The sequence below is a fragment of the Colwellia sp. Arc7-D genome, from assembly GCF_003061515.1.
GTDB lineage: Bacteria > Pseudomonadota > Gammaproteobacteria > Enterobacterales > Alteromonadaceae > Cognaticolwellia.
Map to the genome: position 1 here is coordinate 4,228,986 of NZ_CP028924.1, position 16,392 is coordinate 4,245,377.

General features: G+C 36.8%; 13 protein-coding genes and 1 pseudogene. 6 read left to right on the forward strand and 8 right to left on the reverse strand.

Annotation, left to right across the window (positions count from 1 at the left end; translation table 11 throughout):
- Positions 1-99: 99 nt before the first annotated feature.
- A complete protein-coding gene (locus tag DBO93_RS18390; protein ID WP_108457634.1) occupies positions 100-1,440 on the forward strand; it encodes a S8 family serine peptidase in 1,341 nt (446 codons plus the stop codon).
- On the opposite strand, the gene DBO93_RS18395 is transcribed toward DBO93_RS18390, so the two are convergent.
- The 7 genes and pseudogenes from DBO93_RS18395 to DBO93_RS18425 form a co-directional block, all read right to left on the reverse strand.
- Complete coding sequence (locus DBO93_RS18395; protein WP_162533831.1) at positions 1,437-2,354, reverse strand: surface lipoprotein assembly modifier; 918 nt, start codon at positions 2,352-2,354, stop codon at positions 1,437-1,439. The genes DBO93_RS18390 and DBO93_RS18395 overlap by 4 nt on opposite strands.
- Before the next feature lie 61 nt (positions 2,355-2,415).
- Positions 2,416-3,465: a hypothetical protein gene (locus tag DBO93_RS18400; protein ID WP_108457636.1), complete on the reverse strand. Its 1,050-nt coding sequence runs from the start codon at positions 3,463-3,465 to the stop codon at positions 2,416-2,418.
- A gap of 942 nt (positions 3,466-4,407) precedes the next feature.
- Positions 4,408-4,563 (reverse strand): annotated as a pseudogene (locus DBO93_RS18800) (DUF1328 domain-containing protein); the annotation flags it as partial.
- Between the two features lie 246 nt (positions 4,564-4,809).
- A complete protein-coding gene (locus tag DBO93_RS18410; protein WP_108457638.1) occupies positions 4,810-5,058 on the reverse strand; it encodes a hypothetical protein in 249 nt (82 codons plus the stop codon).
- Positions 5,059-5,068: 10 nt separating this feature from the next.
- Complete coding sequence (locus DBO93_RS18415; protein WP_108457639.1) at positions 5,069-5,245, reverse strand: DUF1328 domain-containing protein; 177 nt, start codon at positions 5,243-5,245, stop codon at positions 5,069-5,071.
- Positions 5,246-5,724: 479 nt separating this feature from the next.
- On the reverse strand, positions 5,725-8,145 hold the full coding sequence (locus DBO93_RS18420) for a TonB-dependent receptor (protein ID WP_108457640.1): 2,421 nt from the start codon (positions 8,143-8,145) through the stop codon (positions 5,725-5,727).
- Between the two features lie 384 nt (positions 8,146-8,529).
- On the reverse strand, positions 8,530-9,903 hold the full coding sequence (locus tag DBO93_RS18425; protein WP_108457641.1) for an MFS transporter: 1,374 nt from the start codon (positions 9,901-9,903) through the stop codon (positions 8,530-8,532).
- 380 nt (positions 9,904-10,283) lie between these two features.
- On the opposite strand from DBO93_RS18425, the gene gtfA reads away from it, so the two are divergent.
- The 3 genes from gtfA to DBO93_RS18440 all read left to right on the forward strand — a co-directional run bounded on the left by gtfA (position 10,284) and on the right by DBO93_RS18440 (position 13,139).
- The gene (gene gtfA / locus DBO93_RS18430; RefSeq protein WP_108457928.1) at positions 10,284-11,759 is read left to right on the forward strand and encodes a sucrose phosphorylase; all 1,476 of its coding nucleotides are present in this window, start codon (positions 10,284-10,286) and stop codon (positions 11,757-11,759) included.
- Positions 11,760-11,889: 130 nt separating this feature from the next.
- Positions 11,890-12,924: a LacI family DNA-binding transcriptional regulator gene (locus DBO93_RS18435; RefSeq protein ID WP_108457642.1), complete on the forward strand. Its 1,035-nt coding sequence runs from the start codon at positions 11,890-11,892 to the stop codon at positions 12,922-12,924.
- A gap of 38 nt (positions 12,925-12,962) precedes the next feature.
- Positions 12,963-13,139 (forward strand): hypothetical protein, encoded by a 177-nt coding sequence (locus DBO93_RS18440; RefSeq protein ID WP_182256436.1) that lies wholly within the window; start codon positions 12,963-12,965, stop codon positions 13,137-13,139.
- 268 nt (positions 13,140-13,407) lie between these two features.
- On the opposite strand, the gene DBO93_RS18445 is transcribed toward DBO93_RS18440, so the two are convergent.
- The gene (locus DBO93_RS18445; protein ID WP_108457644.1) at positions 13,408-14,121 is read right to left on the reverse strand and encodes a transporter substrate-binding domain-containing protein; all 714 of its coding nucleotides are present in this window, start codon (positions 14,119-14,121) and stop codon (positions 13,408-13,410) included.
- 475 nt (positions 14,122-14,596) lie between these two features.
- On the opposite strand from DBO93_RS18445, the gene DBO93_RS18450 reads away from it, so the two are divergent.
- Together DBO93_RS18450 and DBO93_RS18455 are read left to right on the forward strand one after the other, a co-directional pair.
- Positions 14,597-15,115 (forward strand): TetR/AcrR family transcriptional regulator, encoded by a 519-nt coding sequence (locus DBO93_RS18450; RefSeq protein WP_108457645.1) that lies wholly within the window; start codon positions 14,597-14,599, stop codon positions 15,113-15,115.
- The gene (locus tag DBO93_RS18455; protein ID WP_108457646.1) at positions 15,115-16,167 is read left to right on the forward strand and encodes an alcohol dehydrogenase family protein; all 1,053 of its coding nucleotides are present in this window, start codon (positions 15,115-15,117) and stop codon (positions 16,165-16,167) included. The genes DBO93_RS18450 and DBO93_RS18455 overlap by 1 nt, the downstream gene beginning before the upstream one ends.
- The last annotated feature ends 225 nt before the right edge of the window (positions 16,168-16,392 follow it).

Below are 16,392 nucleotides of genomic sequence, written 5' to 3' on the forward strand. Positions count from 1 at the left end.
GAAGACGTGTGTAAAAGTTTTTTATTCCATAAAAGGAAATATATTTTCAGTTGAAACGTTTTATTAACACCACACTTATTTTTGAGGCTCAAGATTAACATGAAAACCTTAACCATTACCGCCATGTTTCTTACTGCTTTTAGTACATTTATTCCTGCTCAACAATTGTCTACAGGTAATGTTATTGGACAAGTTAGTGTTATAGAGCGCACAGCAAACGATATTACTCGGAGATTAGATAACCCGCCAGTGTTAGCACCTTTTGCGCTAAGTGCTTTACCCGACATTGATAAAGTCATTACAGAGCCTCTTAATGCTTTGCCAGCCACATTAGCAATAACAACCACCGCAGGTAAAAGTCTTTGGTTTGATGTTGAAGTAGAAGATGGTTGGCGGGCTGTTCAAGGACAATGGCTACTTTTAGCTGACAATATAAGCAAAAAGCACCTAATTGAACATGGTGCACAAATTATTTCAGAATATCGATATACCGGGTTAGGCCTGGCATTGCTGCGCTTTAGCGTGCCCGCCGCCTTTGATTCTAAACAAGCGTTAAGTAATATCCTCTCAGACCAAACAGCGCTTAGTTTAGCGAGAAACCATATTTATCAAGTACAAAATCGAGCGAGTCTACCTGAAGTAAACCTAGCCAATAAGAGCATTAAATCACTAAACAACACTATTCCAGCATGTGATTTCGACGTAAAGGTTGGCATAGTTGATAGTGCGATTGACACAAAACATAGTGCTTTTAAAAGTGCTGATATTACTGAAAAATCCTTTTTACCTGATGACTTAAATGCATCAGTGCAACACGGTACCGTAATCGCCAGTTTATTGGTCGGGGAAAGTAAACAATTAGTACCACTTTTGCCGAAAGGTAAAGTATATTCCGCGCAAGTATTTTATCAACAATCAGATTACGCCCAGGGCGCGACTTTATCGGCCATCATCTCTGGTATAAATTGGCTGCTAGAGCAAAACGTGACTGTGATTAATATGAGTTTGGCTGGGCCTGATAATCAAATTTTACATAGTGTACTCAACGCCGCTATCGCAAAAGGCGCTATAGTCATTGCCGCTGCAGGCAATGAAGGCCCTGCGGCTCCGCCTATGTACCCGGCTGCTTATCAAGATGTAATTGCGGTTAGTGCAATAGACAAAAATCAACAAGCTTATCGTTGGTCAAATCGAGGCGATTATGTCGACTACTCGGCATTAGGTGTTAATGTATTAACCGCCAAAAGCGGTCAACGTATTGGTCGGGAGTCTGGTACATCGATCGCCGCGCCACAGGTTACAGCCGCAATAGCCTGTTTAACCGCAACGTATGGTAAAGATAAGAAAAAAATATTAGATAAGCTAAATGTATCAGCCGTAGATTTGGGCCCTAAAGGCAAGGACCCTATTTACGGTATAGGCGCGATATTACGCCGCTAAAATTGTACTTTAATCGACAATGAAGAGGTTGTTTGACTATAGGTTTGGCTATCAAGTTGCGAGCGGTAATCACCATATTCAAGCTTACTAACCAGCGCTAGATGTTTGTTAAGTTCTAATTGCCATTGCGCTTGAAAAATATTTCTATGTTCATCTGCTTTCGATTCAAGCTGACTGGGCATATCATCATTGTTATATGCTTGAAAGTCTTTCGATTGAAAGCGCCAGCCTATTGCAGCTTTTTGCGCTAAGCCAAATAATTCAAATTTTTGCGAAAGCTTAATGTTCACCCCATAACCACTATAATTAAATCGCGCATCAGTAGCGGTTTCCTTGTCTGCACTAACGCCGAGCATAAACATAATGTCACCGTCGTTAATAAAGTGGAACAATTCAGCACTAGCACCATAGCCGTCGGCATTACGGTTAGACATAACCGCAAACTTTTTACTTTTAACCTTGGCGCTAGTACGCAAAAACGTTTGTGGTTGAAGAAAAGTACCTAAGTAAATGCTGGCTTGTTGAAAATTTAAAAACGTCTCTCCATCTAGTTTGGCTTTTGCGCCATCATAGCGTAAACCTAGATCTTTTTTACGCCATTGATAACTCCCATCAACACTAATTTGATGTAAGGCTAAGTCAAAAGCATCAAACTCTTGGTAATCTTGTTCATTATAACGATATGAAGCCGCTAATTTCGCTTTATCATTGATTTTCCAAAGTCCGGTAACCGCTGCGGTTTTTTCCAAGCCGCTATCGCCTTGTGAAGAAACCTCATCAAGCTCATCAACACTCAGCGCAGAGTTACTGATAATACCTAAAGAAACCTCACCTTTAACACTTACTGGCTCTGACGTTGCCGCCGATAGTTGCATACTTATTGCACACGCTAAACTACTTAAAATATATTTCATCTCAATCACCTCAAATAAAAAAGCGCCAGGGTTGCTGGCGCGCTTAAAGCATTTTTTAAATTTATAATCCAATATCTAAGTTATTTACCAAGCTATTAGTGACTTCAGCTGCCGTTGCTGCAGCTAGCTCGGTGTTAATTTGCTCAGTAACAACATTGTTGATCTGGCTATTAACGTTTTCAGTGATTGCCGTTTGAGTATTTGAAGTGATGGCATCGGCAACATTAGCGGTCACCGTTTGCTCAATGACTTGCGTAGTTTGACCTGCAGCATCTAACGATACGATATTTTGCACATTACTTGATATTTGCTGAGATACTTGCGACGTGTTAGCAAATGAATTGGCGTTATCAATAGTAGGGTTTAGGGCCACATTTTCAGGTGTTATCATCGTTTCACTAGGTACAACTTCTTCAGTTTCTTCTGCTGTGCCATTTTCTGGTAAGGCTAACAAATTTGCACTTGTTGTTTGGCTAAGTGACTGACTCAAGCTTGATGCTGTATCTACTAAGGTATTGTTTACGACATTGCCTGAAAGTTGAGTGGCTACTGCTGAGCTGTTAACAAAAGAAGTAGCGCTATCAATATTTGGATTTAATGCGGCAAGTTCAGGTGTTGCTAACGCTTCGTTTGATGTGATTGCGTCAGACTCTTCTGGTACTTCACTTTCGGGTAACGTTGGAAATGCTATGCTTGTTACTTGATTAAGTGACTGAGCTAACGTTGCTGTCGCACCAGAGATAACACTGATATTTTCGCCAACATTATTTGATAGGCTATTGTTCAACTCACTATTGTTATCTAAAACGCCTGCAGTACTGATATTCGTTGCGTTACTCGAAGGCTGATCTTCATTTTCGTTCGGCGCAGACTCTGAAGCATTCGCTTCCTCACTGTTAGCCTTAGCTTGCGTATCGCTTTCAACTGAAGTATCAGATTGTGTCGACATTTGAGCTGAGTTATCAGAACTATCTACTTGCTGAGAAACTTTAGTTTCTTGGTTAACTTGGGTGTTTTGGCTAATTTCAATATCAGCGGCTTGCGCGATACTTACCCAACAACTCATACCACTTAATACCAATACTTGTGCAATTTTATTTAATTTAGTCATGTTTGCTTCCTCTAATGTCTGTTTATGTTAATGACACTGAGATAACGGCTAACGTGTGATATTTATTCCAAATTAATTTAAAAAATAGTTAAAACTAATTTTTTATTCATATATTTCAATAATTAAAAGTAAAAAATAAACCAATAAGATTTAAGAACTCAGTACCAGAAAGTATTCAACATTGAACCAGCCTTTTTAAGCTTTGATTGCTAGTTAGAAAACTTAACCAAACAAGGGGTGATGTGGTCGTTTTCATCGATGAAAACAGCAATTGTCACTCTTTTAGCTGACATTGAGGGTTTGTTGATATCAGAAGCTATATTCTTAAATGAATAACAATCTTCAAAGTAACGCAGGAGTAGTTATCAAAATGGTTAGGAACGACCAGTTAACCGAGTAAAATTTATTTTATTATTGAACGAAAAAAAGGCCTATATAGGCCTTTTTTAATTCAATTACTGTCAACCCATACTAGGACGGGTCAAACTATAATTAACAATCGTCATCTTCAGCGTCTACGCCTTCTTTAACTTCTTCACAAGCATCTTCAATGGCGTTACTTGCGTCTTTTTTCATTCCACCAAATTTATCGCTAACACTGGTTTTCATTTCATCTAACTTATGACCCGCATCGCTTGCCATTTCACTTACTTTTTCGCCAGCACCTTCAATCGCTTCACCAGCATCTTCTTTCATTTCACTTGCTTTTTCGCCCGCGGAATCAAGTGCGTTACCGGCATCTTTTTTCATTTCATTTAGTTTATCACCAGCATCTTTAGCCATATTGCCAGCACCTTTAACGGCTTCTTCAACTTTGTCACCTGCTTTTTCTGCATCTTTTTCACTACAAGCTGTTAAGCCAAACATTGCGACAAAGAAAATAAGTGTGGTTGATAATTTTTTAATAAAAGTCATGTGTTTTTCCCTAAATTTTTGGTGGTTTGTTTTACCACGAATTGTATTGATAATTAATGAGATAACCAACAATACAACGAAAATAAAAAATATAATTTTAGCAATACCCGCTGCTGCGCCAACGATACCACCAAAATCGAATATTACTGCAATAATAGCAACAACTAAAAAGTGAATGCCCAACTTAACATAATATATTTCTCAAATTAATAAGTTACAAACTACACATACATAAGCGTTTTTTGTACCAATATATGCTTTATTTATAACCTACTGAAAAATATTAACTAACGAGAGCTTCTCAATTTCATTATAGAACAGTAACTATATAAACAAGTGAAATATTTACCTACATAACTTGAATAAATGTTCAGATAGGCAATAAAAAAGGCCTATATAGGCCTTTTGATGTAATTATCGAATTAACGCTTAACAGTCTGTATCTTTAGCGTTTACACCTTCTTTTGCTTCTTCACAGGCATCTTCAATAGCATTGCCTGCATCAGTGGCCATATCGCCCATTTTATCACCTGCATCTTTCATAGCATTTCCAGCGTCATGTGCCATTTCATCTACTTTTTCACCCGCTGTTTCCGCTTTGTCGCCAGTACATGCGGCTAAACCTAATACCGCTACAAGTGTGATCATTGTTGTTGATAATTTTTTTATAAAAGTCATAATTTTTTCCTTAAATTTTTGGTGATTTACCACGGATGGCATTAGCGATTAATGAGATAACCAATAGTACAACGAAGATGAAGAATATAATTTTAGCAATACCTGCTGCTGTTCCTGCGATACCACCAAAACCAAATATTGCAGCAACGATCGCAACAACTAAAAATGTAAGTGCCCAGTTCAACATAGTATTCCCCTTGAATTAATTTAGTTTCAAACTACGTAGTACTTAATGCTTTATTCGTGCCAAACCTAACAAATAACTTAAGTCACTGTTAATAATCATTATTAATATAATTTAAAATTATTAGCTTTATAACTTTATATTATTCTATTGAAATTTTTACAGACAAGTTTGTATAACTTGCAGAGGTAGGAATCTCATCATGGTTGTTTTAATTAAAGTGGATCAGGGCTGTTGATGTGTTTTTACAACAAGATGATTATGCTGGTAGATAATGACTTTTTTATTTATTTGTATTGGTATAGTTAATATGGCATTAACAAACTAAATAGATAAAACCTTTATATAATCTATAAGTATCATCGCGACTTTACACTGATATTATAAAATTTTATTATCAATTCAGTGAATAAACCTAAAAAAAAGCCCATATAAAATGGGCTTGTTCTTACTGCATTGTGTCTTTCGTTGTTAATGACAAATTAAAAGTCGTATTTAAGCGTAATACTACTTGTTCTGCCATTAATCGTTCTTGCTCTGATAATATCATTCGCAGGAATGTTACCTTCTTCAGCTTCTGTTATACCTGTAGTGTCAAACAGATTATTAACATTTAAAGCAATGCTAAACGTGTCTGAAAGGTAATATTGAGCGAAGGCATTTACTTGCGTGTAGCCATCAAATTTAAGGATATCGTCTGCACTTTGATCACCACCATCTTGCGCATAAGCTTCTGAAGTACCTATTAAACTAAGACCCGCAGAGCCTTGCTCAAAGTTATAGCGAGTAGTAAGTGAATAAACAAAGTCAGCTTGTCTTCTTGGAGTATTTCCCACTGAAGCTGAGTTAACACCGTCTTTGGTGATTTCTGCATCAGTCCAAGTAACATTACCGCGAATGTCAAAATCACCAATGTAGTAAGCACTTTCTAACTCAAGACCATATGATTCATATACACGGTCAAAGAATTTTTGGCTTGTTGCTTCAAAATTTTGCTCTTGTGTTTCAGCAAAGAAAGCCGTCGCAAATACCGATAGTTTATCTTGGCGAAACTTAATGCCGGCTTCGAATTGGTCAACTTCATCAACAGCATCTTCATCGGCTACTGAGCCATCAGCTGCAATTTTACCGAAAGCTAAACGGTCAGCATTAGCGGTACCGCCATGGCTTAGTCGGCCAAAAACAGCTAAATCGTCATTTACAATGTAGTTAGCACCAATTGAGTAAGATGTGTAACTCCAATCATAATTAACAATAGAAGGCGCACTATTATTTACTGAAGATACGCTCATTTCAGGCACTGATATCTCGCCGTCTCTGTTCATGTCTATTTCAGATTGCACTGCACCAGCATATGTACCTGTGGCTTCACCACTGTCATGACGAACACTTGCATCGATAGTAAAATCGCCAAAAACTGAGTTAATGGCAATATAAGGTGCTGTTACATCATATTGAAGGTCGTAGTTACGTGTACAACAGTTGCCCCACGCTGGAACACCATAAGCAATTAAACCACTATCAGAAAAGCTTGTACCGTCAGCCGCTGCAACATTAACAAGTGCTGCGTTGTCGCCTTTCACTTCTGATAAATAAGAATTCCAAAGCCATGATTGCTCGATATTTTGTAATGACTTGTAATAACCAAAAGTGATGTTGGTATCACCAATAGTTTTTAAGATTTTTAAGTCATTAACCATAAAATCTAAGTTGCTCATTTCAACATCAAAGGTATGAATACGCATTAAGTTAGCGCCAGTATAAGCACTACCTTGTTGAGGCCCATTAGCATAAGTCAATTGCGCGCCTGTACCCGCTAAGCTATCAGCAAGTGTTTGGCTATCTTGAATGCTTTCAGGAAATGGCGAGGTAAAACTACCTTTCGTACTTGACGTTCTAAATCTGTTTTCAATCGACCAGTCATTACCTAAGTCAAATACAGCTTCTAAACCAACAGAGTCAACCGTTGGATTCATACCATCACGCATGTCTGCACGGCGAAGGTTGCCATTACCGTCAGTGCTCAATATTGAGGTGAAATATGCCGAATGAGGCGTATCAGATGAAGGGTCGAAACTACCCACTGACTTGCCATTTGAACTGGCTGGCATGGGTAAGTAAGCAATGGTTTTATCATCCAAATACTTGTAATAAAGTCTCACGTAACCTTTATCAAATTCTTTAGTAATGTTGGCTTTAATTTGTCCGCCTTTATTACCGGTATAACCCGCTTCTCTTGGTCCTTCACCTTGACGATAGAAACCACCAAGATGGAAATACATGCTGTCGTTTAGCTCGCCGCCAAACTCAAAATCGGTACGGGTATGATCATAATCTAAACCAATGGTTGTCGCTACGCTGCCAGAATCAGACTCACCTGTTTTACTGATGATATTAATGATGCCGCCTGGAGCATTTGTGGCGAGAGTAGAGGCTGAGCCACCACGAATTGATTCGATTGACGACATTGTACTATCAAGTCTAAGAAAAATATCGGCATTACCAAAAGCTATATCACCAAATTGTAAAATGGGTAATCCATCTTCTTGTAATTGTAGAAATTTTGCGCCACCAGCAGCTACAGGAAGACCACGTACAGCAATATTTGCGTTACCTTCACCACCAGACGATTCAGAACGAATACCAGGGATTGATCTAAAGGCTTCGGCTGAACTTCTCGGCGTTGTTACTTCTATTTGGTCAGCAGATAAGCTACTTACTGAGACACTTGATGCCATAACTGTAGAGCCTTTACCTGCAGCACCCGTAACAACTATTCGTTCAAAATCTAAGCCTTTTTTTTCTACTGCGGCTTCATCGGTTATTTCTGCGGCACTTAAGCTTGAGCATATAGCTAAAGTTAATGTGCTCAATAGTAATTTTTTATATGTGAACTGTTGCATTTGGTCACCCCATGTTGCTTTTATAGTATGTTTTTAATTATTAAAATAGTTATGTTTGATACTGCAATTAACTTAATCGATTAAGTTAATTATTATTTAAAATGTGATTACTTTGCAAGCACTTTTTAAATTTAATTTTTGTATTGTTATTATTTATTGATAACTAAGATGATTTTTAGATAGAACAACTAGCAGCTTTTGTTGGTTTATGAATTGTAGATCAATTTTGAATAGCTATACGTCTTAACTCAGTATTTGCCTGGGGCAGTTTATTCAAATACAGTTCTTTTACTATACAAGCTTATTGATTACTTAAGCTGTTAACGAATAAAGGGCATAAGTAAATTTTCACTTATGCCCTTTATATTATATAACCTTGCTAGCTTAGCTGCGACGCTCAGCTAAATCACATTCAATTTGTGTTAATTGAGCACGGTCAATTTTATAGAAAAGTATCAACACGGCTCCCAACAAAAAGAATACGGCGGGCAATATATTAAACATGTAACGAATACCTTCAATTGATTCAGATGTTTGGGTTTGATTAGCAACAAAACCAAATGCAGCAAGAATAAAACCCGGTAATGCACCACCTACAGCAGAGCCAAACTTCAATGAGAACATAGAAGCTGACACCGTTAAACCTGCACTATTGTTACCTGTATTCCACTCTCCGTACTCTACACAATCGGTATACATGGTGAATAACAAGGTGATTGCAATACCAAAGGTAATAATCCCTAGGGTGTGAACTATAGTTGTAAGTGCGACATTATCTGGGGAGATAGTAAAGCCAAAAAACAATAATATTGCATGGGAAAAATTAGTAACAAACATTAATTTATGTTTCTCAAAGCGTGCGACCAGCATAGGGGTAATCAGCGCACCAAATAGCTGCCCTAGTAAACCACATGAAATAATAAATGTGGTTTGATCCATCCACAAAAACACATTACTTCCGTCGTCATTCATATAGTATTTGGTGTAATAAGCGATTGACGCAAAACGTGCAACCAAGCCAACAACAACAAAAACCCCAGTACCAACCAGTATCAACCAAGACTTGTTCTTTAATAAAGTTGATATATCATCTTTGATACTAGCCTCATGCTTTTTAGGCATTACTCTTTCTCTGGTAACTGCAAAGGTATACCAAAAAACGGCGACGGAAAGCACTGCAAATAAAATGATAGTTAAGCGAAAACCAAGTAGCTCATCGCCACCACCTAAAAACTCAACTAAAGGCTTAGCGGAAGCCCCAACCACTAGCGAGCCTATTGAGGCAAAAATAAATCTAAATTGTGCCGCTTTAGTCCGTTCGCCTGATTCAGGATGAATAACCGCCATGAGCCCTGAATAAGGAACATTAATCGCGGTATAGGCCAACATCACCAATGAATAAGATACGTAAGCAAAAATTAATTTACCGGTGTCACCAAATTCAGGCCCTAAGAATAAAAGGTAACCAAGCAATGCATAAGGAATTGCCATCCAAAGCAAGTAAGGGCGGTACTTACCCCACTTAGTGGTTGTGCGATCAGCAAGTAAGCCCATTGCAGGATCACTAATGGCATCAATTACTTTTGTCACTAATAACATGGTTGCTGCCGCAGCAGCAGAAATACCGTACACATCCGTGTAATAATAAAGCAGGAACAGCGCAAAGAACCCCATATAGAAGTTTGAAGCCATATCTCCCATGCCATAACCTACCTTTTCTTTAAAAGATAATGGCTCCGTATTAAATTTTGTTGTCATAATTATAATCCCCCAAACTACACTCTTAACACCACACTAAGCAAAGGTTAACAGCACAGTTAACGCTTTGTAGTGTGTATATTTGACCATGCAATACAATTGATTTTTATTGTTGATAGTTTTTAAGCTAACTGAGCCAAAATTATAAAACGCTTTATCAAATAAAGAAGCAAATGCATATAGACTCGCTATATCCTATTGATTTAATAAAGGGCTTTTAGCAAAATAATAGCTAAAAATTAACACCTTACTCAATGCGTATTCTATTCTTATCATCTTAACAACTTAAAAAATAAAAATTATTCTTGATTAAAGTTGCATAGTATATAAACATAAGCCTTAATCGATTAAGATGCAACTTGAAATTAAATGGTAAAGTTATGAAAAATAATGTTCAGCTAATCACCTACATTGATAGGTTAACCGGTTCAGACACTAAAACATTAAACAACATTTTAAATGATCAGCTAGCAGATTTATTCTCTGGTATTCATTTATTGCCATTTTATTTCCCTATTGACGGAAGTGATGCAGGTTTCGACCCGATAGATCACACCCAAGTTGACAGCCGATTAGGTAATTGGAACGATATAAAAGCATTAGGTGAAGGACATGAATTAATGGCCGACCTTATTGTTAATCACATGTCGGCTAAGTCTAAAGAATTTAAAAGTGTATTACAGCATGGTCAAAAATCTCCGTATTGGGATCTGTTTTTAACAAAAGATAAAGTGTTCCCTGACGGCTTAAGTAAAAGTGAAGCAGACAAAATATACCGCCCTAGGCCTGGCAGTTGCTTTACTAACTTTGCGCTACCTAATAATGAAAGTGCCGATTTTTGGACAACGTTTACTGATAATCAAATAGATATAGACATTACATCAGAGAAAGGTAAAGAATATTTAATTCGTATTTTAAAAACATTTTCTGAAAATAATATTAAAATGATCCGCTTAGATGCGGCAGGTTATGCGCTGAAAAAAGCAGGCACCAGTTGCTTTATGCTAGATGAAACCTTTGAGTTCATTGATGAGCTAAGTAAAGCAGCAAATGATTTAGGTATTGAAACTCTAGTAGAAATTCATTCTTATTATCAAACTCAAATTGAAATTGCACAGCGAGTTGACCGAGTATATGACTTTGCTTTACCGCCTTTAGTGTTACACAGCATTTTTACTAAAGACTTTACTGCACTAGCAAAATGGTTAAATGTTTCACCCAAAAATTGTATTACCGTTTTAGATACACACGATGGCATCGGTATCATTGATGTGGGACCTATGAATGGTAAACCAGGCTTACTCAGTAATCATGAAATTGATAATCTCGTGGAAACTATTCACCTAAACAGCGCTGGTGAGAGCCAAAAAGCAACAGGAGCCGCCGCGAGTAATGTCGATTTATATCAAGTAAATTGTACTTATTACGATGCACTTGGCCAAAGTGATTTTGACTATTTAGTTGCCAGAGCTATTCAGTTTTTTGCACCTGGAACACCGCAGGTATATTACGCAGGTTTGTTGGCTGAGAAAAATGCCATGGACTTATTATCTAATTCGAATGTTGGTAGGGATATTAATCGTCCGTACCTTGATATTACCGATATTGAAGAAGCGCTAAAGAAACCGTTTACCATAGCGATGATCGAACTTATTCAATTACGTAATAATTGTGCAGCTTTTAATGGTGAGTTTTCGATTGTCAGTGAAAAATCCACATTGAAAATGTCGTGGAAATACGAGCAGCAGAACATCACGCTAATGGTTGATTTAGTAGAAAATAACGCACATATTGAAATAAATGAAGATAATAGCTCTCGTACTATCAGCTTAAATAACCTATTGAACTTGTCTTAAGTAATGATGTATTACATATAATGCTAAATAGATATTAATACAGCGTTTTTTATATTTTAAAATCAGTAGTATACTAATCAGTAACTCTATAGTTGCTGATTTTTTATTAAAATAACGGTAAAAGGTAAACATGATTGACAAGAAAGTTTGGACGCTTAAAAGTGTTGCTAAAGAACTGGGTGTATCAAATGCCACCGTTTCAAATGCGTTCAATAGACCTGACCAACTATCCAAAAACAAACGCATTGATATTCTGGAGTCGTGCAAAAAATTAGGATATTCAGGTCCAAATAAAGCAGCCCAATCGTTAAGAAAAGGTCAGTCTAATATTGTGGCTTTAGTGCTGCCTGATAGCCTTGAATATATGGTAACAGACCCTGTAGCAAGTGACTTTGTTAAGGGTGTGTCGTCGGTTTTAGAAAAGAATAAAGTTAACTTACTTTTGTTTTCAGGTATATCAGATAACATTAATTCTGTTGCTGATTTTGTTGATGGCTTTATTTGTTATGGCTCACCTAGAAATCCTGAATTAATAGAACAGCTAAGAGTAACCTCGAAAAAAGTCGTCACTGCCGACTTTGATATAGACCGAAATGCTTCTGTTGGAATAGACAATGAAAAAGCGGCTTATGAGATTGCAAAACTGGCTATTAAATCAACCGATGATGAAGTTGCTATATTAGGCTTAAGGCTACTAGAGTCAGATCTAACTTGTCGTGTATATGAATTACCCACATCTAGTAATGCTATGTGTTCTATCTCTCATCAGCGTTTAAATGGCTACAGACAAGCACTTAAAGATTCGAATGTTAATTTAAGATCAGATCGTGTTTGGAATCTTCCTAAAAGTAATCATCATTTTGCATTAATTGCGGCTAAAGAAGCACTAACATCAATCCCTCGTCCTGATGTTTTACTTTGCATGAGTGATATTATTGCCTTGGCGGCAGTTAAAGAAATTCACGCAATGGGTCTTAAGGTTCCTGAAGATATTAGAGTGGTTGGCTTTGACGGAATTGATGAAGCTTTACGCTCGACACCACCAATAACTACTGTGCATCAAAATAGTGAAGAAAAAGGCATTAAAGCTGCTGAGCTCTTCATTAATAGAGCGACTAACTCAGTTGTGATTTCTTATCATATAGAACATGGAAAGAGTTGCTAACCGGCTATCAAAAACATATCACATTAGCAAACAGCGAAGTGAAAGCACTTCAAGCATTTACCGCTTATGGTGCCACTGCTTTTTGGCGTCATCAAAATTTCAATTATGTAAATGTAGATGAAACAATGAAAGATCACTATCAGGCCATGCAAAACATAGCGATTGATGTGTTAAAAATACCAAGTGACGAATTTAAGAAAGAATTGGCTATTTAATTGAAATAGTTTTAGGTGTAGCAAATAAGTTGACTAAAAGACTATTGCTCGCCTAAATTTAAATTTTCTATATTGATGCTTTAACTCACATTCATAACTTAAATCGAAAAACCATTAACAAATCAATGGCTATAGTTATAACGTTTAATTTTCGTAATGTCGGTGAAAATAACTATTTAGGCAAGTAATAAATGTAGTCGTTTGAGCCTGAAGTCGAATACGTTCTATAGGCTAAATGACTTATTCGCACTAAAAAAGAAAGATACTTTTAGAGGTTTGATGCGCTTTTTATTTTATTCAGCTCTTTATTTACTTTATTAATATTTATCGTTCCCTTTCTAAATGCTAAATACACAGGGAGTTCATAACTCTTAATATGATGAACATCTACCCTAAAATTAGGGTGTTGAGTTTGTAATAAGTATTCAGCTACAGTTTGACTCATAACAATTGCATCGACTCTTTCTTCCACTAGCATTTCAAATAAAATGTCATTTGTCGGGAATTTATGAATAGTTGCCTTATCTAGTTTATGCAAGCTTGGGATATCCAAATGAAAATTTATACCTCGATGTACACCAACTATTTTGTTAGATAAATCTAAATTCATATCTTTATCGCCCTTAGGGGCAAATATTGCAATTTTTGTCACATGTGTAGGTATGCTTGTGTAGTCTAAATATTCCTCCCTATGAGGAAATTTTCCTAATGAAAAAAAACAATCATAATTATTCTGTGGTATTTCTGTTTTTAACCTAGCCCAAGGTAAATTAACAATTTCAATGTCGATTTTAAGACTCTTGGATAGCGACTGAATTATATTTATATCGGAGCCAGTAAATACTTTTTTTGAATTATCGAAAGTAGAATAAGGAGGGTAATGGGTTGTAGCACATATATATTTTTCAGTGCCATTAGCATCAGTCGCTGCTATTAAAAGGTATAGCAAAATCACAGGTAATATAGGATTATTTTTTAACATAGGCTAATAGTGCCAAAAAACTTAATTAATTATATCTTTATTATATAACCAAAATTTGGATTAATACTGGAATTTCTAAAATTTATTAATCTAAATTATAAATAATCGTAACTTTCACTTACTAAACGGCAACCACTATCTTTTAAAGCCCAGATTGCCTATTTATGTCATTTTTCGCTTTCTCGGTTCTTTTGCCGTACCCCTTTGACTTATTTACGACAAGACTTAGCCTATGCTGACTAAGTTCACGGGTACAGTTCCTCTATTTCTTAGCTAAAGGACTAGCAACCAATAAAGCTTAAGCTATTGAAATATAGTACCTTACCTATTTTATATTTGTTTGAACGTTATTGATATCAGACTTTCAATAACGTTTAGCAACTTCAAATCCCTTATTATCTAAACAAAATATTGACAGGGTAGAACGTTTACTCTACCTTTAATGTAGAATAAACATTCTACCTATAGAGTCCTAATGCTTAGAGAACAAATTACTGTCAGTCTTGAAAACTCGTTTAGCCAATATGGTTTTGCTGAACCAAGCGTTGCTCAACTGAAAAATGCATGCAAGGTCAGCTTACGAACGCTATACAAGCACTACCCATCTAAAGAAGCGATGATCGTAGGTGCGTTAGAATATCGTCATCAAAGGTACCTTACTTTTCTACTTAACGACTCACCTGCTCGTGGTATTGAGTCAGTTTTACATATTTTTAATAAGCTTGAACTATGGATGAATGAATTTGCACCACATGGTTGCTTGTCAATGAATGCTATTGCTGCCTTTCCAGATAACGATCTTATAAATAAAGCAGTTAAAAAGCACAAAGAAGATGTTCTTCAGTTTCTAGGCCAACAAAGTAAAAGAAACGATCTTGCGATGGTTATTTTTTTACTTCATGAAGGGGTATCAAGCGCATGGCCAGTGCTAGGACGAAAAGCTGTTACATCTGCACAAAACACGCTATTACAACTTTTAAAGGAGGATAAATAATGACTATAATTCCTAAGAGAATGAAAGGAATCCAACTTATTGGCCATGGAGGAGCCGAAAATCTCCGATATTGTAGTGATATTCCAGTACCAACACCTACTTCAAATGATGTACTGATCCAGGTTTCTGCCGCTGGAGTAAATAATACTGATATCAATACTCGTACAGCTTGGTATTCAAAAAGTGATAGCAATAGCGCTGATGCTGGCTGGTCTGGTACGGCGTTAGCATTGCCTCGAATTCAAGGAGCTGACGTCTGTGGTATTATCGTTGCCGTAGGTGATAATGTCTGTGCAAGTCGAATAGGTGACCGCGTTCTAATCGAGCCTTGCCTTAACGAAGCCAACAGCCAAGCTCTTAATTCGCCTTGGTACTTTGGCTCTGAATGTGATGGCGGTTTTGCAGAATATACAGTAGTCGCAGCCAAACATGCCTATAAAGTTAATAGCCGACTCTCCGATGTCGAATTAGCGTCATTCCCTTGTTCTTATTCAACAGCAGAAAATATGCTTAGCAGAGCTAACGTATCTTCTCAGGATACCGTGTTAATATCTGGTGCTTCTGGTGGTGTTGGTTCGGCTGCAATTCAGCTTGCCAAAGCTCGTGGAGCGTATGTCATTGCTATCACCAGTCCAAGTAAAAATAAACAATTATTAGCGCTAGGTGCAGATCGAGTAATATCACGAGATGCTGACTTAATTGCAGCTTTTGGTGAAAATAGTATTGATGTTGTTATTGATCTAGTCGCTGGAAAACAGTGGCCTCAATTTTTACAATTGCTAAAACCAGGCAGTAGATACGCTGTATCTGGTGCAATTGGCGGAGCCTTAGTCGATTTGGATATCAGAACACTTTATTTAAAAGATTTAAGTTTTTTCGGCTGTACAGTACTGAACCCTGACATATTCCAAAAATTAATTACCTATATTGAGAAAGGTCAAATTCTTCCAATTGTTGCGGATACTTTCCCATTAGAAGAAATAAATGCAGCTCAAGAAGTTTTCTTACAAAAGAAACACACAGGTAAAATTGTTCTCAAAGTATCTCAATAATAACGATATTTTTAAGGATGGTTTTTCTAGTAACGGCGTCTGTATCGCAATAAATAATGATAGTCTCTGTGATTTGATATAAACAGATATTATCTGCAGTTTTAACGTTAACGAAATAGTTATAAATGTCAGTCAATAGCGAGCAAAAGTTATATGACAATTATTGATGCCTATGGCTGCTTTATCACAGGGCGGACTTGTTACTTGAAGGTAACAGTACCCCCT